Origin of the sequence: Streptomyces sp. NPDC051909, from assembly GCF_040681095.1 — a bacterium.
GTDB lineage: Bacteria > Actinomycetota > Actinomycetes > Streptomycetales > Streptomycetaceae > Streptomyces.
On the sequence record NZ_JBFAYA010000010.1, the window covers coordinates 225,135 to 244,336 of the forward strand.

General features: G+C 72.2%; 18 protein-coding genes. 14 read left to right on the forward strand and 4 right to left on the reverse strand.

Features of this window, described 5'->3' with window-relative positions; translation table 11 throughout:
• Nucleotides 1-18: 18 nt before the first annotated feature.
• A complete protein-coding gene (locus AB0M18_RS18610; protein WP_365759267.1) occupies nt 19-969 on the reverse strand; it encodes an SAM-dependent methyltransferase in 951 nt (316 codons plus the stop codon).
• Between the two features lie 148 nt (nt 970-1,117).
• Here AB0M18_RS18610 and AB0M18_RS18615 point away from each other — a divergent pair, with 148 nt between their 5' ends.
• The 3 genes from AB0M18_RS18615 to AB0M18_RS18625 all read left to right on the forward strand — a co-directional run bounded on the left by AB0M18_RS18615 (nt 1,118) and on the right by AB0M18_RS18625 (nt 4,733).
• Nucleotides 1,118-2,323 (forward strand): sensor histidine kinase, encoded by a 1,206-nt coding sequence (locus AB0M18_RS18615; protein WP_365759196.1) that lies wholly within the window; start codon nt 1,118-1,120, stop codon nt 2,321-2,323.
• Between the two features lie 185 nt (nt 2,324-2,508).
• Entirely contained in the window at nt 2,509-3,708 is a 1,200-nt protein-coding gene (locus tag AB0M18_RS18620; protein WP_365759269.1) for a transposase, read from the forward strand.
• 362 nt (nt 3,709-4,070) lie between these two features.
• The gene (locus AB0M18_RS18625; protein WP_365759198.1) at nt 4,071-4,733 is read left to right on the forward strand and encodes a response regulator transcription factor; all 663 of its coding nucleotides are present in this window, start codon (nt 4,071-4,073) and stop codon (nt 4,731-4,733) included.
• 127 nt (nt 4,734-4,860) lie between these two features.
• Here AB0M18_RS18625 and AB0M18_RS18630 read toward each other — a convergent pair whose 3' ends face one another.
• Both AB0M18_RS18630 and AB0M18_RS18635 read right to left on the reverse strand, forming a co-directional pair.
• Nucleotides 4,861-5,955 carry a DUF5937 family protein gene (locus AB0M18_RS18630; RefSeq protein ID WP_365759201.1) on the reverse strand — a complete coding sequence of 365 codons (1,095 nt, stop codon included), beginning with the start codon at nt 5,953-5,955 and terminating at the stop codon, nt 4,861-4,863.
• Nucleotides 5,956-6,105: 150 nt separating this feature from the next.
• Nucleotides 6,106-7,278, reverse strand: a complete 1,173-nt coding sequence (locus AB0M18_RS18635; protein ID WP_365759203.1) for a beta-eliminating lyase-related protein — start codon at nt 7,276-7,278, stop codon at nt 6,106-6,108.
• Nucleotides 7,279-7,405: 127 nt separating this feature from the next.
• Between AB0M18_RS18635 and AB0M18_RS18640 the strand changes: the two genes are divergently transcribed.
• The 10 genes from AB0M18_RS18640 (at nt 7,406) to AB0M18_RS18685 (ending at nt 15,523) form a co-directional block, all read left to right on the forward strand.
• Complete coding sequence (locus AB0M18_RS18640) at nt 7,406-8,395, forward strand: DUF2520 domain-containing protein (RefSeq protein WP_365759205.1); 990 nt, start codon at nt 7,406-7,408, stop codon at nt 8,393-8,395.
• Entirely contained in the window at nt 8,392-9,447 is a 1,056-nt protein-coding gene (panC, locus tag AB0M18_RS18645; protein WP_365759207.1) for a pantoate--beta-alanine ligase, read from the forward strand. The genes AB0M18_RS18640 and panC overlap by 4 nt, the downstream gene beginning before the upstream one ends.
• A complete protein-coding gene (locus AB0M18_RS18650) occupies nt 9,444-11,150 on the forward strand; it encodes an L-aspartate oxidase (RefSeq protein ID WP_365759209.1) in 1,707 nt (568 codons plus the stop codon). Before panC ends, AB0M18_RS18650 begins: the two co-directional genes overlap by 4 nt.
• Nucleotides 11,147-12,172 carry a carboxylating nicotinate-nucleotide diphosphorylase gene (gene nadC / locus AB0M18_RS18655; protein ID WP_365759211.1) on the forward strand — a complete coding sequence of 342 codons (1,026 nt, stop codon included), beginning with the start codon at nt 11,147-11,149 and terminating at the stop codon, nt 12,170-12,172. The genes AB0M18_RS18650 and nadC overlap by 4 nt, the downstream gene beginning before the upstream one ends.
• Nucleotides 12,172-12,978, forward strand: coding sequence for a type III pantothenate kinase (locus AB0M18_RS18660; RefSeq protein ID WP_365759213.1), 807 nt, complete (start codon nt 12,172-12,174; stop codon nt 12,976-12,978). The genes nadC and AB0M18_RS18660 overlap by 1 nt, the downstream gene beginning before the upstream one ends.
• Before the next feature lie 150 nt (nt 12,979-13,128).
• Complete coding sequence (locus AB0M18_RS18665) at nt 13,129-13,719, forward strand: hypothetical protein (protein WP_365759271.1); 591 nt, start codon at nt 13,129-13,131, stop codon at nt 13,717-13,719.
• Between the two features lie 14 nt (nt 13,720-13,733).
• On the forward strand, nt 13,734-13,910 hold the full coding sequence (locus AB0M18_RS18670; RefSeq protein WP_365759215.1) for a hypothetical protein: 177 nt from the start codon (nt 13,734-13,736) through the stop codon (nt 13,908-13,910).
• 136 nt (nt 13,911-14,046) lie between these two features.
• Entirely contained in the window at nt 14,047-14,469 is a 423-nt protein-coding gene (locus AB0M18_RS18675) for a BlaI/MecI/CopY family transcriptional regulator (RefSeq protein ID WP_365759217.1), read from the forward strand.
• Between the two features lie 9 nt (nt 14,470-14,478).
• Nucleotides 14,479-15,030: an amino-acid N-acetyltransferase gene (locus AB0M18_RS18680; protein WP_365759219.1), complete on the forward strand. Its 552-nt coding sequence runs from the start codon at nt 14,479-14,481 to the stop codon at nt 15,028-15,030.
• Nucleotides 15,031-15,184: 154 nt separating this feature from the next.
• Nucleotides 15,185-15,523, forward strand: a complete 339-nt coding sequence (locus AB0M18_RS18685; protein WP_365759221.1) for an Lsr2 family protein — start codon at nt 15,185-15,187, stop codon at nt 15,521-15,523.
• Here the strand turns inward: AB0M18_RS18685 and AB0M18_RS18690 are convergent.
• Entirely contained in the window at nt 15,502-16,155 is a 654-nt protein-coding gene (locus AB0M18_RS18690) for an SCO3374 family protein (protein WP_365759223.1), read from the reverse strand. The two genes, AB0M18_RS18685 and AB0M18_RS18690, sit on opposite strands and share 22 nt — an antisense overlap.
• Before the next feature lie 461 nt (nt 16,156-16,616).
• Between AB0M18_RS18690 and AB0M18_RS18695 the strand changes: the two genes are divergently transcribed.
• Entirely contained in the window at nt 16,617-19,139 is a 2,523-nt protein-coding gene (locus AB0M18_RS18695) for an ATP-dependent Clp protease ATP-binding subunit (RefSeq protein ID WP_265865349.1), read from the forward strand.
• Nucleotides 19,140-19,202 lie beyond the last annotated feature (63 nt).

The window sequence follows — 19,202 nt, forward strand, 5'->3', positions numbered from 1 at the left end:
GGTCAGTATCTCGCGCGGTCACCCTTCCCGGTCAGGCACCCGCTGGACCAGCCACCGGAAGCCGCCGAGGCCGCCGGCCGCCGTCAGCTCGGCGGCCTCGCCCGCCGCGGCGAGGGCGCGGACGTAGCCGGCGGGGTCGGTGGTGGCCAGGGACAGCGGCGGGCGGGTCCCCGTCACGCCGAGCTCGTGCAGCGCCTCGCGCTGGGTGAGCAGCCGGGTGGCGGCGGCTTCGGTGAACGGCACCGCCGCCGCGCACGCGTCCAGGGCGACGTGCGCGGTCAGGTCGCGGCCGCCGTCCGGCACCGGCGGGACCTCGCGCCCGTCCCGGAAGCCGGTGAGGGTGCCGAAGGGCGGCCGGGCGGGGGCCAGGTGCGCGTAGTCGACGGCGACCGCCGTGCTGCCCGCCGCCAGCGCGCCGACCGCCGCCGCCCAGGCCTCGTCGCGGGTCCGGCCGATCTCCGCCCGCTCGCCCGGCTCCCGCAGCGGCCACCAGCGCTCCAGCCACCGCGCGTCCGGGCCGGTCACGACCGGGCCCAGCCGCTCCGTACCGCCCGCGTCGACCTCCACGTACCGCACCGTGCCGTCCTCGTCGGCCTGCGCCACGTCCACCGGCACGTTGTCCAGCCACTCGTTCGCGAAGAGAAGTCCCCGCTCGCCCTCCGGGACCCGCCCGGTCCAGGTGATCCGCAGGTCCAGGCCGGCCGGGCGGGCGGCGCGCTCCACCCCGTACGCCCGGATCCGCAGACCGGCCGGCACCGCGGCCAGGACCCCGGTCAGCAGCTCGCCGCGGCCCGCGCCCATGTCCACGAAGGCGGGCTCGTCGGTGTCCAGCTCCTCCGCCACCCGGACGAGGAGCCGGGCCACCGCGCCCGCGAACAGCGGGGAGGCGTGCACCGAGGTCCGGAAGTGCCCGGCCGGCCCCTCGGGCCGCAGGAAGAAGCCCCCGGGGCCGTACAGGGCCCGTTCCATGGCCTCCCGCCAGCCGAGCCATCCCTGCTTCTCCGCCGTCTCGTCCGTCACGTGCCCCAGTCTCCACCTTGGGGAGTAGCCGCCCGAGCGGAAGGATCGCCCCCACGGTTGACCCCTGCACCTATCCGCTTTCCCTACGCTGGGTCACGTGCAGCGCCTCTACGACTTCCTCCGCAGACACCCGACGGGCGTCGACACCTTCTGGGCCGTCGTCCTGTTCGGGTTCTCCCTGCTGTGGGTGGCCTCGAAGCCCACGGGGGCCGAGGGGACACCCGCGGCGTACGCCGTCGTCGCGGCGCTGTTCTCGCTGGTCGTGGCGCTGCGCCGGCGCATGCCGGAGAAGATGCTGGTGCTCGCGGTGCTGCTCGGCCTCGCGCAGCTCGCCTTCGGCGTCATCCCGTTCATGGCCGACTTCGCCATGCTCGTGATCATCTACACCGTCGCCGCGCACGACGGCCCGCGCTGGGCCTCCCGGCTCGCCCTCGCCGGCGGACTGAGCGCCGCGACCCTCTCCCAGCTGCGCTGGCCGGTGCAGGACGGCGCGGATTCCTCCGCCGCCAAGGTCTTCTTCACGGTCATCATGACCGTGCCCTTCGCCCTCGCCTGGGTCCTCGGCGACTCCCTGCGCACCCGCCGCGCCTACTTCGCGCAACTGGAGGAACGTGCCTCCCGTCTGGAGAAGGAGCGTGAGGCGCAGGCCAAGGTCGCCGTCGCCGCCGAGCGCGCCCGGATCGCCCGCGAGCTGCACGACGTCGTCGCCCACAACGTGTCCGTGATGGTGGTGCAGGCCGACGGCGCCGCCTACGTCATGGACTCCTCGCCCGAGACCGCCAAGCAGGCCCTGGAGACCATCTCCTCCACCGGCCGGCAGGCCCTCGCCGAGATGCGCCGGCTGCTCGGCATCCTGCGCACCGGCGAGCACCAGGAGGCCGGGGAGTACGTGCCGCAGCCCGACGTCCAGCAGATCGAGGACCTCGTCGAGCAGGTTCGCGGCGCCGGCCTCGCCGTCGACTTCAAGGTCGAGGGCACCCCGCGCCCGCTGCCCAGCGGCGTCGAGCTCACCGCGTACCGGATCGTCCAGGAAGCCCTCACCAACAGCCGCAAGCACGGCGGCCCCGACGTCGGCGCCAGCGTCCGGCTCGTCTACTTCGACGACGGCCTCGGCCTGCTCGTCGAGGACGACGGGCGCGGGGCGCCGCAGGAGATGTACGAGGACGGCGGCGCCGACGGCCGCGGCCACGGCCTGATCGGCATGCGCGAGCGCGTCGGCATGGTCGGCGGCACCCTCGACGCGGGCCCGCGCCCCGGTGGAGGCTTCCGTATCAGCGCCCTGCTTCCCTTGAAGCCCGCCTGAAGACCGCTCACTGAAGTACGAGCGGGAGGAGAAGGGCCGACTCCATCCCGATGTCGCGCGTGAGTGTGTGGATCGAATGTGTGACCTTTCCTCTCGGGTGTCGTTAATCGGATTACGAGGTGGATGGGACTGCCCTGTCGGTGGCCTCGCTCCGTTGATCGCAGTAACCGAAGGGGGTGGACCGGGTGATCCGTGCGTACAAGTTCCTCATGCGGCCCACCGCGGGTCAGGTGATCGCGCTCGGCGAGATGCTCCGTGATCACTGCTCCCTCTACAACGGCGCGTTGCAGGAGCGCCGAGATGCCTACCGCCACACGTCGAGGACGACGGTCCGGTACGGGCAGCAGTCCGCCCAGCTCAGGGAGATCCGGGCGTTCGACGCCGAGCGGCACGGTCGGTGGTCGTTCTCCTCGCAGCAGGCGACGTTGCGGCGCCTCGAAAGGGCGTTCGCTGCGTTCTTCCGCCGGATCAAGGCTGGCGAGAAACCGGGTTATCCGCGTTTTCGTGGGGCGGGTCGGTTCGACACGGTGGACTTCCCCAAGGACGGCGACGGCTGCCGGTGGGACTCCCTCCCGCACGACCCGGTTACCCGTGTCCGTTTTCAGGGCGTGGGACACGTCAGGGTGCACCAGCATCGTGCCGTGGTCGGCAGGGTCAAGACCGTCAGTGTCAAACGTGAAGGCAAGCGCTGGTTCGTAGTGCTGACCGCTGAACAGATAGAGCTCGAACCGCTTCCCGCGACCGGAGCCGTCGTCGGCATTGACATGGGTATCGCCAACTTTCTCACCACCTCAAGCGGTGAGCACGTCGCCAACCCCCGCCATGGCCGCAGGGCTGCCGCGGAGCTCGAAGTCGCACAGCAGGCACTCAGCCGCTGCAATCGTGGGTCGAAGCGTCGTCGCAAGGCCGTCACCAAGGTCGCTGCCCTGCACCGCAAGGTCCGGCGTCAGCGCCTGGACCACGCGCACAAGGTCGCTCTCGACCTGGTCAGAGAGCACGACTTCATCGCGCACGAAGACCTCAAGATCCGCAACATGAGGGCCAGCCGTGCGCCGAGGCCTGACCCTGAGAAGCCGGGCGTATTCCTGGCCAACGGGGCCGCCGCGAAGACTGGGCTGAACCGTTCGATCACTGATGCCGGATGGGGGGTGTTCCTCGCGATCCTGAACGCCAAGGCTGAGAGTGCCGGACGGGAAGTGATCGCCGTGGACCCCCGCAACACTTCCCGGACCTGCCCCGAATGCGGGCACGTCTCGGCAGACAACCGGCCCACACAGGAGAAGTTCCACTGCGTCTCATGCGGCCACCAGGCGCACGCTGACGCCGTGGGCGCCCTGAATGTTCTGCGGGCCGGGCTGGTCCGTCGCGACGCCGCAACGGTCTAGCGAGAAGCCCCTACGTTCAGGTGGGGAGGAGTCACCCGCGTGATGCTCGTCGTCGTCGGTGGTGCGGCGGCGAGTGAAGGAGATCTCTGGTCACCGAGGCGGAGGCCCGCAGAGCCCGTTTTGGGCAGCGCTCGCTACCTCAGACACCGGATAGTGGTGGCTAGGTCGTTCATGTTCCGGTTTCGAGGCCCCGGGGTAGTGCCCGCTGCCATAGTTCCTCGACTCGGTGAAGCGTGCGTAGTGCCCCCATGCTGATCCGCTCGGCGACGGCGAGCAACACAGCCGGGTGGAGGCTCCTGTCTGCGTACCCTGGCCGTATGACTGCCTCTGATGCGCCTTCTCCGGTAAGTTCCGTAAGAGTCATGCTTGTCGACGACCAGGTGCTGCTGCGCACCGGTTTCCGCATGGTGCTCGCCGCCCAGCCGGACATGGAGGTCGTGGCCGAGGCCGGTGACGGCGTCGAGGCCCTGGAGGCGCTGCGGAGCACCGAGGTCGACGTCGTCCTGATGGACGTGCGCATGCCCAAGCTGGACGGCGTGGAGACCACCCGCCGGATCTGCTCCGAGCCCGGGGCCCCCAAGGTGCTGATCCTCACCACCTTCGACCTCGACGAGTACGCCTTCTCCGGGCTCAAGGCGGGCGCCAGCGGCTTCATGCTGAAGGACGTGCCGCCGGCCGAACTGCTCGGCGCGATCCGCTCCGTGCACAGCGGCGACGCCGTCGTCGCCCCGTCCACCACCCGCCGGCTCCTCGACCGCTTCTCGCCGATGCTGCCGTCGAGCGGCAAGGACACCGGCCACAAGGACCTCGACAAGCTCACCGACCGCGAGCGCGAGGTCATGCTGCTCGTCGCGCAGGGCCTGTCGAACGGCGAGATCGCCGCCCGCCTCGTGCTCTCCGAGGCCACCGTGAAGACCCACGTCGGCCGCATCCTCACCAAGCTGGGCCTGCGCGACCGGGTGCAGGTCGTGGTCCTCGCGTACGAGACGGGGCTGGTGCGGGCGGGCGGTGCGGGGGGCCGCTGAGGCGGCCTTTCGGACGGACCCGGGAAACGGTGCCGCGGCGGCTCACCGACACATCCGCTTCGACCAGCTCGATCAGCTCGGCCGGCTCGACCGGCTCGGTCGGCTCGACCGGCTCGACCGGCTTCGGTCAGCGCAGGACCGATTCCAGGAAGTCGCTGCCCAGGCGGGCGACCGCCGAGAAGTCCAGCTGGTGCAGCACGTACCGGCCGCGCCGCTGCGTGGTCAGCAGTCCCGCCTTCTTCAGCAGGGAGAGGTGCCGGGACACCTCCGGGGCCGTGATGCCGTACGCGTCCGCCAGCTCGCTCGTCGAGTACGCGCTGCGCGAGAGGTTCCGGCACAGGCTCATCCGCATCGGGTGCGCCAGCGCCTCCAGGCGCAGCCGCACCGTCTCCACGGACTCGGTGCCGCCGATCTCGTGGGCGGCCACCGGGTACTGGATCACCGGCTGCCAGCCGGGCGCGTACAGCGCGAACAGGTGCGGCCAGCCGAAGACGCTCGGCAGCAGTGTCACCGCGCTGCCGTGGGCCTCGGTGCGGCCGTGTACGAGCTTGTCCACGACGATCCGGCGGCCGCCGTGCTCGTCCTCCTCCACGCTCAGCGCCGGCGACGCCGCCGTCAGCGCCTCCGCCAGGCCCTTGCGGCGGAGCAGCTCCGTCTTGTGCCGGGCGTCGGCGGCGAGCTGGACGCGGACCCGGCGCCACGTGTCGCCGAAGAACGCGTCCTCGCAGTCCTCCATCAGGCGCCGGATCCACGCGCGTGTGGCGGTCGGATCCGCGAGCATCCGCTCCACGAACGCGGCCTGGCGCGGGCCGCGTGCCGCCGCGAGATCCAGCGCCCGGCGTCGCGACCACGCGTCGGTGAGGGGCGACGGCAGGCCTTTCGGGTAGTGGTTGGTGCTGCACGAGATCTCCAGGGCCGCGCCCACGAAGGTCTCGTCGTCCATCCGGTCGAGGTCGTCCAGCTCCTCCGTCAGGGTCTCCCGGGGCTGTGCCGGCATCAGGAAGTCGGAGCGCGTCGACCGCCACATGAAGTCGGCCTCCAGGAGCCGGTCCGCCAGCGCCGGCTTCAGCGCGGCGGAGGTCGCCGTCGTCCACGCGTGCAGGCGGGCGTGGTGCGCCGGCTCGGCCAGCGCGTGCAGCGCGTTGGCGAGCTCGGCCAGCGGCGACGGGCAGAAGGTGATCCGCTCGGGCGGCAGTCCGGTGATGTCGATGGTCACGCTCACCCCCCTATGGTGCGGGGTCCGTGGCGGGTGCTGTCGCGCCGTTTGACGACCCGCGTCAATCGGCGCGCGGCGCGGTGGTGCGGTGGTGGCGTGAGGGGCCGCCGCCTCTCCCCGTGTGGGCACGGGCGGCCGCCCCCGCAAGCGGTGCCGCTACAGCCGCGCCAGGAAGTCCCGTACCGCCGCGCGCACATCGGCCGGCGTCCACTCCAGGCCCGGTCCGCCCACCGTCAGCTCCGTCATCGCCACCCCCGGCGGGCCGCCCGCCGGCGCGGGGAACCAGCGGCGGAAGAGGGTCGTGCCGGTGGCTTCCGCCTGGGCGAGCGCGGCCGCGGTCAGGGCCTCGGGGTCGTACGGGAGCCAGACCTGGAACTGGTGGGTGTGCGGGGCCTCCGGGTGGACCCGGAACCAGCCGGGGCCGCCCGGCTCCGCGAGGGCGCCCTGGACCGCGGCCGCCACCACGCGCGCGTGGGCGACGTACGAGGGCAGGCGCGGCAGCTCCTCCGACAGGCCCCGCAGCGCGGCGAGGGCCGCCGGGTACTGCTGGAAGACCTGGCCCCCGTACCGGTGCCGCCAGATCCGCGCCTCCTCGATCAGCTCGTCGGGGCCGGCCAGGGCGGCGCCGGACATGCCGCCGAGGGACTTGTAGAAGGAGACGTACACGCTGTCCGCGAGCCCGGCGATCTCCGGGAGCGGGCGCCCGAAGTGCGTCGTGCAGTCCCACAGCCGCGCGCCGTCGAAGTGGACGACCGCGTCGCGCTCGCGGGCCGCGTCGACGACGTCCACCAGCTCCTCCCAGGTGGGCAGGACGAAGCCCGCGTCCCGCAGCGGCAGCTCCAGCATCAGGGTGCCGAAGGGCTCCGGGTGGTCGCGCACCTCGTCGGCGGTGGGCAGCCGGGGCTCGCCGGTCGGGTGGACCGTGCGCAGGCCGCTGACGGCGGCGAAGGCGTTGTTCTCGTGCACCTCGGGGTGGGCCAGCGGGTGCAGCGCGACGACCGGGTCGCCGGTGCGGGCGGCCCAGCAGCGCAGGGCGACCTGCTGGGCCATGGTCCCGGTGGGGAAGAAGGCCGCGGCGGGCATGCCCAGCTCCTCGGCGACCCGCTCCTCCAGCTCCTCGACGACCCCGTTGCCGTACATGTCGAGGGGCAGGCCGGCGCGGCCGGAGTCGTCCGCCCAGTCCGCGAGCTCGCGCAGCCGCGTGCCCACGGTGCCGTCCATCGGCGCGTTCCACAGCTTGCGCGGGGCGCCGCCCCACACCCGGGCCCGGTACGCCGGGCCCGACTCCTCGCCCGCGGTGGTCTTCTCGGTCTCGCTCTGATCCTCCATGAGCAGATCATCACACCGCCGCCCACACCCTGTGGACAGCCACGGGCGAGCGCGAAACGCTGGCGTAGCATGACCAGAAATCGTCCGGTACCCACCGAGGACTGGAACGGAAGGCCGACCCGAAACCGTGAACGCACCACCAGAACCCCGGCACCCGCAGGCGGACCGCGCCGAGGACCGCCCCGCCCGGCTCACCGTCGGAGTCGTCGGTGCCGGACGCGTGGGCCCCGCCCTCGCCGCCGCACTCCAGCTCGCCGGACACCGGCCCGTCGCCGTCTCCGCGGTCTCCGACGCCTCCCGCAGGCGCGCCGCGGCCCTGCTGCCGGACGTCCCCGTGGTCGAGCCCGCCCAGGTGCTCGCCCTCGCCGACCTGGTCCTGCTCACCGTCCCCGACGACGCCCTGCCCGGCCTCGTCGAGGGCCTGGCCGAAACCGGTGCGGTGCGCCCGGGCCAGCTGCTCGTGCACACCTCCGGGCGGTACGGGGTGCGGGTGCTCGACCCGGCCCGGCGGGCCGGTGCGCTGCCGCTCGCGCTGCACCCCGCCATGACCTTCACCGGCACGTCGGTGGACGTGCAGCGGCTCGCGGGCTGCTCCTTCGGCGTCACGGCGCCCGAGGAGCTGCGGCTCGCCGCCGAGGCGCTGGTCATCGAGATGGGCGGCGAGCCCGAGTGGATCGACGAGGCGAACCGGCCGCTCTACCACGCGGCCCTCGCCCTCGGCGCGAACCACCTGGTCACCCTGGTGGCCCAGGCCATGGAGCTGCTCCGCGCGGCCGGCGTGTCCGCGCCCGACCGGATGCTCGGCCCGCTGCTCGGCGCGGCCCTGGACAACGCGCTGCGGTCCGGCGACGCCGCCCTGACCGGCCCCGTCGCCCGCGGTGACGCCGGCACCGTGGCCGCCCATGTGGCGGAGCTGCACAAGCACGCCCCCGGCACCGTCGCCGGCTATCTCGCGATGGCCCGCGCGACCGCCGACCGCGCCCTCGCGCACGGTCTGCTCAAGCCCGAGCTGGCCGAGGACCTGCTCGGCGTGCTCGCCGCCGAGACCCCGCCGGGCCCGACCGGAAGCAGCGGCACGACCGGACCCGCCGACGGGCCGCAAGGAGACGACCGATGAGCCTGATCGCCGAGAAGAGCGCCGGGCGCCACCAGCCCGGCGAGCTGGTCCCCACCGTCGCGGACCTGGCGGACGCCCGGTCGCGGTTCGGGGCGCCCGGCCGCAACGCCGTCGTCATGACGATGGGCGCCCTCCACGAGGGGCACGCCACGCTGATCAGGGCCGCCCGCGCGCGGGTCGGCGCCGACGGTTTCGTCGTGGTCACCGTGTTCGTCAACCCGCTGCAGTTCGGCGCCGGCGAGGACCTCGACCGTTACCCCCGTACCCTCGACGCCGACCTGGAGCTGGCCTTCGCGGCCGGCGCGAGCGTCGTGTTCGCCCCCTCCGCCGACGAGGTCTACCCCGGCGGCGAGCCGCAGGTGCGGATCACCGCCGGACCGATGGGCGAGCGCCTCGAAGGCGCCTCGCGCCCCGGCCACTTCGACGGCATGCTCACCGTCGTCGCCAAACTCCTCCACCTCACCGGCCCCGACCTGGCCTTCTTCGGCCAGAAGGACGCCCAGCAGCTGGCCCTGATCCGCCGTATGGCCCGCGACCTGAACTTCCCGGTCGAGATCGTCGGCGTGCCGACCGTCCGCGAGGACGACGGCCTCGCCCTGTCCAGCCGCAACCGCTATCTGTCGCCCGAGGAGCGCCACACGGCCCTCGCGCTGTCCCGGGCGCTGTTCGCCGCCCGCGACCGGCTCGCCGCCCAGGCGGCACTGCGCGCCCGCGCCGACGCGCTGCTCGGCGACCCGGGCCGTGCCGAGAACCGCGCCGAGGCGCTGTCCCGGCTCGGCGAGGCCCGTGCCGCCGCCGACGCCCACGCGGTCGCCCAGGCCGCCGAGGGCGGGGGCGCCGAGGCCGTACGGGCCGCCGCCCGTGCCGTACTGGACGACGCGTCCCATGCCGAGCCGCCGCTCGCGCTGGACTATCTGGCCCTGGTCGACCCGGCCGATTTCACCGAGGTCGAGGACGGCCATGACGGAGAGGCGATCCTCGCCGTCGCCGCGCGGGTGGGGACCACGCGGCTCATCGACAACATCCCCCTCACGTTCGGAGTCGTGAAGTGACCGGAATACGGCTGGACGCGCCCGCCCCGGGCTGGTCGATCGAGGCCGACGTCGTCGTGGTCGGCTCCGGCGTCGCGGGCCTGACCGCGGCCCTGCGCTGCACCTCCGCGGGGCTGCGCACGGTCGTCGTCACCAAGGCCCGGCTCGACGCCGGCTCCACCCGCTGGGCGCAGGGCGGCATCGCCGCCGCGCTCGGCGAGGGCGACACCCCCGAGCAGCACCTGGACGACACCCTCGTCGCGGGCGCCGGGCTGTGCGACGAGCCGGCCGTGCGCGCCCTCGTCACCGAGGGCCCGGACGCGGTGCGGCGCCTGATCGCCACCGGCGCCCACTTCGACCGGGCCGACGACGGCACGATCGCGCTGACCCGCGAGGGCGGCCACCACCGCCGCCGTATCGCGCACGCCGGCGGCGACGCGACCGGCGCCGAGGTCTCCCGTGCCCTGGTCGAGGCGATCCGGGACCGGGGCGTGCGCTTCATCGAGCACGCGCTCGTGCTCGACCTCCTCAAGGACGAGGAGGGCCGCACCGCCGGCGTCACCCTGCACGTGATGGGCGAGGGCCAGCACGACGGCGTCGGCGCCGTCCACGCCCCCGCCGTGGTCCTCGCCACCGGCGGCATGGGCCAGGTCTTCTCCGCCACCACCAACCCGTCCGTCTCCACCGGCGACGGCGTCGCGCTCGCGCTGCGCGCCGGGGCCGAGGTCTCCGACCTCGAATTCGTCCAGTTCCACCCGACGGTGCTCTTCCTCGGCGCCGACTCCGAGGGCCAGCAGCCGCTGGTCTCCGAGGCGGTACGGGGCGAGGGCGCCCATCTCGTCGACGCCGACGGGGTCCGCTTCATGCTCGGGCAGCACGAGCTGGCCGAGCTCGCGCCCCGCGACATCGTCGCCAAGGCGATCACGCGCCGGATGCTGGAGCAGGACGCCGAGCACATGTACCTCGACGCCCGCCACTTCGGTGCCGAGATGTGGGAGCAGCGCTTCCCGACCATCCTGGCCGCCTGCCGTGCCCACGGCATGGACCCGGTCGCCGAGCCGATCCCGGTCGCCCCGGCCGCCCACTACGCCTCCGGCGGCGTCCGCACCGACCTGCACGGCCGGACCACCGTGCCCGGCCTGTACGCGTGCGGCGAGGTCGCCTGCACCGGTGTGCACGGCGCGAACCGGCTGGCATCGAACTCGCTCCTGGAGGGCCTGGTCTTCGCCGAGCGGATCGCCGCCGACATCACGGCGCACGGCCCGCACCGCGAGGGCCGCCCGGCGGTGGCCGACACCTCCCTGGTGCTTCCCCTGCTGGACCCCGAGGCCCGGCGCGAGGTGCAGCGCACCATGACCGCCGGCGCGGGCGTGCTGCGCTCCGCCGAGAGCCTGGCCGAGGCCGCCGGGGCCCTGGAGCTGCTGCGCCGCGGCGCCGAGGAGGAGCGCAAGGCCGCCGAGCCGGGCGTGGACTCCTGGGAGACCACCAATCTGCTGTGCGTGGCCCGGGTCCTGGTGGCCGCCGCCCGTGAGCGCGCGGAGACCCGCGGCTGCCACTGGCGCGAGGACTTCCCCGACCGGGACGACGCGGCCTGGCGCCGCCATCTCGTCGTACGTCTGACGCCCGACCGCCGGCTGGCGGTGCACCGCACCGCCGGCGCGGACTTTCCGCCCGTAACCCCCGACGCCGTAACCGTCGACGCACCCTGGGAGCCACAGTCGTGACCACGCCCGAAGAAGCACGTCCGGAGCCCGTGGACGTCCCCCTCATCCAGATCAGCGCCGTCCCGGCCGAGTCCGAGGCCGCGGGCGGCTGCGGCGACGGCTGCGGCTGCGGCGAGGCCGACGAGTTCGAGTGCGGCCTCGACCCGGCGCTCGCCGGGCTGCTCGCCGACGCCGGGCTCGACCCGGTGCAGGTCGAGGACATCGCGCATCTGGCGATCGCCGAGGACCTCGACGGCGGGGTCGACGTGACGACCGTGGCGACCGTCCCCGAGGACGCCGTCGCGACCGCCGACTTCACCGCCCGCGAGGCCGGTGTGGTGGCGGGCCTGCGGGTCGCCGAGGCGGTCCTGTCGATCGTCTGCACCGACGAGTTCGAGGTCGAGCGGCACGTCGAGGACGGCGCGCGGGTCGCGGCGGGGGAGAAGCTGCTCAGCGTCACCGCCCGCACCCGTGACCTGCTCACCGGCGAGCGCAGCGCGCTGAACATCCTGTGCCGCCTGTCCGGCATCGCGACCGCCACGCGCGCGTGGGCGGACGCCCTGGAGGGCACGAAGGCCAAGGTCCGCGACACCCGCAAGACGACCCCGGGCCTGCGTGCCCTGGAGAAGTACGCGGTGCGCTGCGGCGGCGGCGTGAACCACCGCATGTCCCTGGCGGACGCCGCCCTCGTGAAGGACAACCACGTGGTGGCGGCCGGTGGCGTGGCGCAGGCGTTCAAGGCCGTACGGGACGAGTTCCCGGACGTCCCGATCGAGGTCGAGGTCGACACGATGCACCAGGTCCGCGAGGTCCTGGACGCGGGCGCCGACCTGATCCTGCTCGACAACTTCACGCCGATCGAGACGGAGGAGGCGGTCGCCCTGGTCGCCGGCCGCGCGGTCCTGGAGTCCTCCGGCCGGCTCACCCTGGAGAACGCGGCGGCGTACGCGGCGACCGGCGTCGACTACCTGGCGGTGGGCGGCCTCACCCACTCGTCCCCGATCCTCGACATCGGCCTGGACCTGCGTGAGGTCGGCGCCTGATGCTGCTCACGATCGACGTCGGCAACACGCAGACGGTCCTCGGTCTCTTCGACGGCGAGGAGATCGTGGAGCACTGGCGCATCTCCACGGACCCGCGCCGGACCGCCGACGAGTGGGCGGTCCTGCTGCAGGGCCTGATGGGCATGCACCCGCTGCTCGGCGTCGAGCTGAGCGACGGCATCGGCGGCATCGCGATCTGCGCGACGGTCCCCTCGGTGCTGCACGAGCTGCGCGAGGTCACCCGGCGCTACTACGGGGACGTGTCGGCGGTCCTGGTGGAGCCGGGCGTCAAGACGGGCGTCCCGGTCCTCACGGACAACCCGAAGGAGGTCGGCGCCGACCGCGTCATCAACGCGGTGGCGGCGGTCGACATGTACGGGGGCCCGGCGATCGTGGTCGACTTCGGCACGGCGACGACGTACGACGCGATCACGACGCGCGGCGAGTACGCGGGCGGCGCGATCGCCCCGGGCATCGAGATCTCGGTCGAGGCGCTCGGCGTGAAGGGCGCGATGCTCCGCAAGATCGAGCTGGCGCGTCCGCGCAGTGTGATCGGCAAGAACACGGTCGAGGCGATGCAGTCCGGCATCGTCTTCGGCTACGCGGGCCAGGTCGACGGTGTCGTCGCCCGCATGAAGCGCGAACTCGTCGGCCCGGCCGGCGACCCGTCCGACGTCACGGTCATCGCCACCGGCGGCCTGGCCCCCATGGTCCTCGCCGACTCGCAGGAGATAGACGCCCACGAGCCCTGGCTGACCCTGATCGGCCTGCGCCTGGTGTACGAGCGCAACGCGCCGCGGATGTAGGTGCGGGGCCCCGGCATCCAGGGCCGGGGCCCGCCCCCTCATTGCGCCGTACGGCTTCAATCCGCCGCCGCGAAGATCGAAAAGAGGCGGATTTGTCCGATTAGCGCGTATCGTCGGTCCATGCCCACGCCCTACGGATCCCGCGGCGGCATGGCGTTCAGCGCGGACGAGCTGCGGGTGCTCCGACGCGCGCTCGCCACCGCGCTGAACCCTGCCCCCCTTCAGGACGACGACGTGCAGGACTGCCTGCGTCTGGCCGATTCCGTGGACGAGGCCGTGCGCGAGGCCGGGCGCCTGCGTGCGTTCCTCCTCGACGATCTGGCCCGGTACCGCCAGGCCCTGCCCGGTTCTCTCGGCGGCTATCTGGAGCTGCTCCAGGACGCCCTGGCCGCGGGGTACGACCCCGGGGCCGACGACCTCGCCGCGCTCCGCGCGCTCCGGGGCAACCCGACGGCCGCCGGGCTGCTCGCCCGCTGCCGACTGCTGGCGGAACGATCCGTCCGGGCCCGGCTCGCCCGGGTCACCCAGGCGACGGCGCGGCCCCGCGCCCGGCTCCTCGCGCTGCCCGGCGGGCGGGCCGCCGACGAGCGGCCCAAGCCGCCCGCGCCCTCCGGGCCGGCCAGGCCGGGCCCGAAGCCGCCCGCGCCGAGCGAGCGGCCGGTGCCCAAGCCCTCCGAGGTGTTCCCGCCGCGCCGCCGCCCCGTACCCCCGCCCCCGCCCGAGGAACGCGTCGCCGGATAGCTACGCTGGACGCCATGGACTACGTATCCGCGCTCGTTCCCCCCGTGGTGATGGCGATCTTCTTCACCGCCCTGATCGTCGTGATCGTGAAGAGCCAGGGCGGGCCGAACAAGGCCAAGGAGGACGCCGCCGTGGACGCCGCCCTCGCCCGAGCCGAGGCCGCCCGGCAGGACGGCACCCCCGCCCCGTAGGCGCGGCGCGGGCCCGGCCCCGGCGCCCGAGGACGTACGACCGGCAGCGCCCGGCCGTACGTCCTTTTTGCTGTCTCCTGGGGGGTTTCGTCCATATGTGGACGCATATTCGGTGATCTCGCACTAAGGTGGCGCCGTGCCCCGTCAATTGGGAGAGCTGGAAGACGCCGTCATGACCCGCGTCTGGCAATGGAACCGCGCGGTGACCGTCCGGGAAGTCCTGGAGGATCTCCAGCAGGAACGGTCCATCGCCTACACCACGGTCATGACCGTATTGGACAATCTCCATCAGAAGGGCTGGGTGCGCCGGGAAGTCGAAGGCCGCGCCTATCGATATACGGCGGTCTCCACCCGCGCCGCCTACTCGGCCGCGCTCATGAACGAGGCCTGGGCGCAGAGCGACAACCCCGCCGCCGCCCTCGTCGCCTTCTTCGGCATGATGTCGCCGGAACAGCGCGAGGCGCTGAACGACGCCATCCGTATCGTCCAGCGCGACAACCCCGACCCGGCCCCCGCCGACACCGAGGGCGGCGAGGGGACCGAAGGCCCCGGGCGATAACGTCCCCCCATGTCATCCGCGTCATCCGCCTCGCCGGCGTCCCCCGCGCCTTACGCCAAAGCCGTCACCGTGCGCCGCGCCCGTACCTCCGACGTCGCCGCGGTGCGCCGACTCGTCGATCCCTTCGTGCGCCGCGGCATCCTCCTCGACAAGGCGACCGTGACGCTTTACGAGTCCATCCAGGAGTTCTGGGTCGCCGAACGCGACGACGACGCCACCGTCGTCGGCTGCGGCGCCCTGCACGTGATGTGGGAAGACCTCGCCGAAGTCCGCACTCTCGCCGTCGACCCCGACTTCAAGGGCGCCGGAGTGGGGCACCAGGTGCTCGACAAGTTGCTGCACACCGCGCGCTGGCTCGGTGTGCGGCGGGTTTTCTGCCTCACCTTCGAAGTGGACTTCTTCGCGAAGCACGGCTTCGTCGAGATCGGCGAGACTCCGGTCGACGGAGATGTCTACAGCGAGCTCCTGCGTTCCTATGACGAGGGTGTCGCGGAGTTCCTCGGTCTCGAACGAGTGAAGCCGAACACCTTGGGCAACAGCCGGATGCTTCTGCACCTGTGAGACGGGACCGGGGCGGAGTGCTTCGGAGTGCCTATGTCCGAATCGCGCACGTTTCCCGCGATGCCGAGGTTCTGAACCTCTCCCAGGGGTTTGTGTTTTTCCGGGAAAAGCGGTTTCCTTTCCGCGTACTGCATTTTCGATGAAAGGAAATCCGGTGGCACAGAAGGTTCAGGTCCTTCTTGTCGACGACCTCGACGGCGGCGAGGCGGACGAGACCGTGACGTTCGCGCTGGACGGCAAGTCCTACGAGATCGACCTCACCACCGCCAACGCGGACAAGCTCCGTGGCCTGCTCGAGCCGTACACCAAGGGTGGCCGTCGCACCGGTGGCCGCACCGCCGGCGCCCGTGGCAAGGCCCGTGTCGCCACCTCCGGCGGCAGCCAGGACACCGCGAAGATCCGCGCGTGGGCCAAGGAGCAGGGTCTCAACGTGAACGACCGCGGCCGCGTGCCGGCCGACATCAAGGCCGCTTACGAGGACGCGAACCGCTGAGGCGTCGGCCGCTGCTGAGCGCCCGTCCCCGCCGCCGGCTCCGGCCGGTGGGTCCGGGCAGCGGTCAGCAGCCGGGCGCGATGACACTCGGCGGCGGCCACGGCCACCAGCCTGGCCAGGCAGGGGGCGACTCCCTCGGCCGTGCGCCCGCGCAGGGAGGGCCGCAGGGCCGGTAGCGAGGACTCCACCTCGCGCCCCGGCTCCGGGGCCCTCAGCCATACGGAGGGCCCGGGGGGAAACCGGCCGTCCTGCCGAGCTCCGGGGGACACGGGGAGCACAGGGGGTGCGGGGGCGGTCATCCGGCCGTCGGTGCCGAGCATCGCCAGATCCAGTGAGATCCCGCCCCACTCCAGCCAGTCGAGCAGCCCGGGCAGCTCCTCGGCGCTTCCCGCCGCGACCAGCAGCCGCATCCGCCGTCCCCTCAGGGCCACCGGACCGGTCGCCGCGCCCAGCCGGCGCAGTACGGCGCGACCGGCCGTCGCCGGCAGCTCCAGGACGTCGAAGCGCAGCCCCGTGACCAGCTGCACCGGAGGCCCGGCCGCCGTCGCCCAGCCGAGCTCGTGCTCGTACCACCGCGCCAACGCCTCGCCGCCGTCGAGCGGCGAGCGGGGGAGCGGGACGGTGACGGTCATACCCCGGGAACGTCCGCGCGCGACTTTGGTCACGCAGGGTCCTTGATCCAGTGCGTGGAGTGTCCATGATGGGGGCGTACGGGTGCATTCGAGCGCGCAAGGTTGTTCGCCCGTAGCGGAGGGACCCGGGGTGTGCCGCATGGAGTGTCAGTCCTGACGGGTAAGACATTCCATGTGAGGAGGGGCGTCTCGCGGGCAGAAGTCGGGCCGAAGCGTCTCACGTTCGCCATCGGCGTACTGGAGGCGCGGGTAACTGCTTGGCCTGCGGGAACATCGTCTCGCACCATCGAGTTGGAGCATTTGTCGGCTGTTCGGCAGCAGGTCTCCCCAAGAAGTAAGGGGGTGATCCGGACGGATGTCGGCAGTTGGAATGAGCGGTCCCCGCTTGCGGGACTAAGCTGCGGAAGGACAGGGAGGGGATCGACCCCTAACTGACTGACCGCTCTGAGGAGCGATTAACGATGTTCGAGAGGTTCACCGACCGCGCGCGGCGGGTTGTCGTCCTGGCTCAGGAAGAAGCCCGGATGCTCAACCACAACTACATCGGCACCGAGCACATCCTCCTGGGCCTTATCCACGAGGGTGAGGGTGTCGCCGCTAAGGCCCTGGAGAGCCTCGGGATTTCGCTCGAGGCGGTCCGCCAGCAGGTGGAGGAGATCATCGGCCAGGGCCAGCAGGCCCCGTCCGGGCACATCCCCTTCACCCCTCGTGCCAAGAAGGTCCTGGAGCTGTCGCTCCGGGAGGCCCTCCAGCTCGGCCACAACTACATCGGCACCGAGCACATCCTGCTCGGCCTGATCCGCGAGGGCGAGGGCGTCGCCGCCCAGGTCCTCGTGAAGCTGGGAGCCGATCTCAACCGGGTCCGGCAGCAGGTCATCCAGCTGCTCTCCGGCTACCAGGGCAAGGAAGCCGCCACCGCCGGCGGTCCTGCCGAGGGCACCCCCTCGACGTCCCTGGTCCTCGACCAGTTCGGCCGCAACCTCACCCAGGCGGCCCGCGAGTCCAAGCTCGACCCGGTCATCGGGCGCGAGAAGGAGATCGAGCGGGTCATGCAGGTGCTGTCCCGCCGTACGAAGAACAACCCGGTCCTCATCGGCGAGCCCGGCGTCGGCAAGACGGCGGTCGTCGAGGGCCTGGCGCAGGCCATCGTCAAGGGCGAGGTGCCCGAGACCCTCAAGGACAAGCACCTCTACACCCTGGACCTCGGCGCGCTGGTCGCCGGCTCCCGCTACCGCGGTGACTTCGAGGAGCGCCTGAAGAAGGTCCTCAAGGAGATCCGCACCCGCGGCGACATCATCCTGTTCATCGACGAGCTCCACACCCTGGTGGGTGCGGGCGCCGCCGAGGGCGCGATCGACGCCGCCAGCATCCTCAAGCCGATGCTGGCCCGCGGCGAGCTCCAGACCATCGGTGCCACCACGCTCGACGAGTACCGGAAGTACCTGGAGAAGGACGCGGCCCTCGAGCGCCGCTTCCAGCCCATCCAGGTCGCCGAGCCGTCGCTGCCGCACACGATCGAGATCCTCAAGGGCCTGCGCGACCGTTACGAGGCCCACCACCGGGTCTCCATCACGGACGAGGCCCTGGTCCAGGCCGCCACCCTGGCCGACCGCTACATCTCGGACCGCTTCCTGCCGGACAAGGCGATCGACCTGATCGACGAGGCCGGCTCCCGGATGCGCATCCGCCGGATGACCGCGCCGCCGGACCTCCGCGAGTTCGACGAGAAGATCGCCTCCGTCCGCCGGGACAAGGAGTCCGCGATCGACTCGCAGGACTTCGAGAAGGCCGCCTCCCTGCGCGACAAGGAGAAGCAGCTCCTCGCCGCGAAGACCAAGCGGGAGAAGGAGTGGAAGGCCGGCGACATGGACGTCGTCGCCGAGGTCGACGGCGAGCTGATCGCCGAGGTCCTCGCGACCGCCACCGGCATCCCGGTCTTCAAGCTGACCGAGGAGGAGTCCTCGCGTCTGCTCCGCATGGAGGACGAGCTCCACAAGCGCGTCATCGGCCAGAAGGACGCCGTCATCGGCCTCTCGCGCGCCATCCGGCGTACGCGAGCCGGTCTGAAGGACCCGAAGCGTCCCGGCGGCTCGTTCATCTTCGCCGGCCCGTCCGGTGTCGGTAAGACCGAGCTGTCCAAGGCGCTCGCCGAATTCCTCTTCGGCGACGAGGACGCGATGATCTCCCTCGACATGTCGGAGTTCAGCGAGAAGCACACCGTCTCGCGTCTCTTCGGCTCCCCGCCCGGATACGTGGGCTACGAAGAGGGCGGCCAGCTCACCGAGAAGGTGCGCCGCAAGCCGTTCTCCGTGGTTCTCTTCGACGAGGTCGAGAAGGCCCACCCCGATATCTTCAATTCCCTTCTCCAGATCCTGGAGGACGGTCGTCTGACCGACTCCCAGGGCCGGGTCGTGGACTTCAAGAACACGGTCATCATCATGACGACCAACCTCGGGACCAGGGACATCTCGAAGGGCTTCAACCTCGGCTTCGCGGCCCAGGGCGACACGAAGTCCAACTACGAGCGGATGAAGGCGAAGGTCAGCGACGAGCTGAAGCAGCACTTCCGCCCGGAGTTCCTCAACCGTGTGGACGACATCATCGTCTTCCCGCAGCTGACCCAGGACGACATCCTCCAGATCGTCGACCTGATGATCAGCCGCGTCGACGAGCGCCTGAAGGACCGGGACATGGGCATCGAGCTCTCCCAGTCCGCGAAGGAGCTCCTCGCGAAGAAGGGCTACGACCCGGTCATGGGCGCCCGGCCGCTGCGCCGGACGATCCAGCGCGAGGTCGAGGACAGCCTCTCGGAGAAGATCCTCTTCGGCGAGCTGCGCCCCGGTCACATCGTGGTCGTGGACACCGAGGGCGAGGGTGAGGAGCAGAAGTTCACCTTCCGCGGCGAGGAGAAGTCGGCCCTGCCGGACGTGCCGCCGATCGAGGCGGCGGGCGGGGCGGGTCCGAACCTGTCCAAGGAAGCGTGACGCCGCGCCGAGCCCGTAGCGCGTAGAGGGGCGGCCCCGGGACCGGAATCGGTCCTGGGGCCG

Excerpts from the sequence above, each read along its gene's own strand:
- AB0M18_RS18610 (WP_365759267.1), bottom strand. The coding sequence starts at position 969 with ATGGAACGGGCCCTGTACGGCCCCGGGGGCTTCTTCCTGCGGCCCGAG.
- AB0M18_RS18625 (WP_365759198.1), top strand. The coding sequence starts at position 4,071 with ATGCTTGTCGACGACCAGGTGCTGCTGCGCACCGGTTTCCGCATGGTG.
- AB0M18_RS18635 (WP_365759203.1), bottom strand. The coding sequence starts at position 7,278 with ATGGAGGATCAGAGCGAGACCGAGAAGACCACCGCGGGCGAGGAGTCG.
- panC (WP_365759207.1), top strand. The coding sequence starts at position 8,392 with ATGAGCCTGATCGCCGAGAAGAGCGCCGGGCGCCACCAGCCCGGCGAG.
- AB0M18_RS18660 (WP_365759213.1), top strand. The coding sequence starts at position 12,172 with ATGCTGCTCACGATCGACGTCGGCAACACGCAGACGGTCCTCGGTCTC.
- AB0M18_RS18665 (WP_365759271.1), top strand. The coding sequence starts at position 13,129 with ATGGCGTTCAGCGCGGACGAGCTGCGGGTGCTCCGACGCGCGCTCGCC.
- AB0M18_RS18670 (WP_365759215.1), top strand. The coding sequence starts at position 13,734 with ATGGACTACGTATCCGCGCTCGTTCCCCCCGTGGTGATGGCGATCTTC.
- AB0M18_RS18680 (WP_365759219.1), top strand. The coding sequence starts at position 14,479 with ATGTCATCCGCGTCATCCGCCTCGCCGGCGTCCCCCGCGCCTTACGCC.
- AB0M18_RS18690 (WP_365759223.1), bottom strand. The coding sequence starts at position 16,155 with ATGACCGTCACCGTCCCGCTCCCCCGCTCGCCGCTCGACGGCGGCGAG.
- AB0M18_RS18695 (WP_265865349.1), top strand. The coding sequence starts at position 16,617 with ATGTTCGAGAGGTTCACCGACCGCGCGCGGCGGGTTGTCGTCCTGGCT.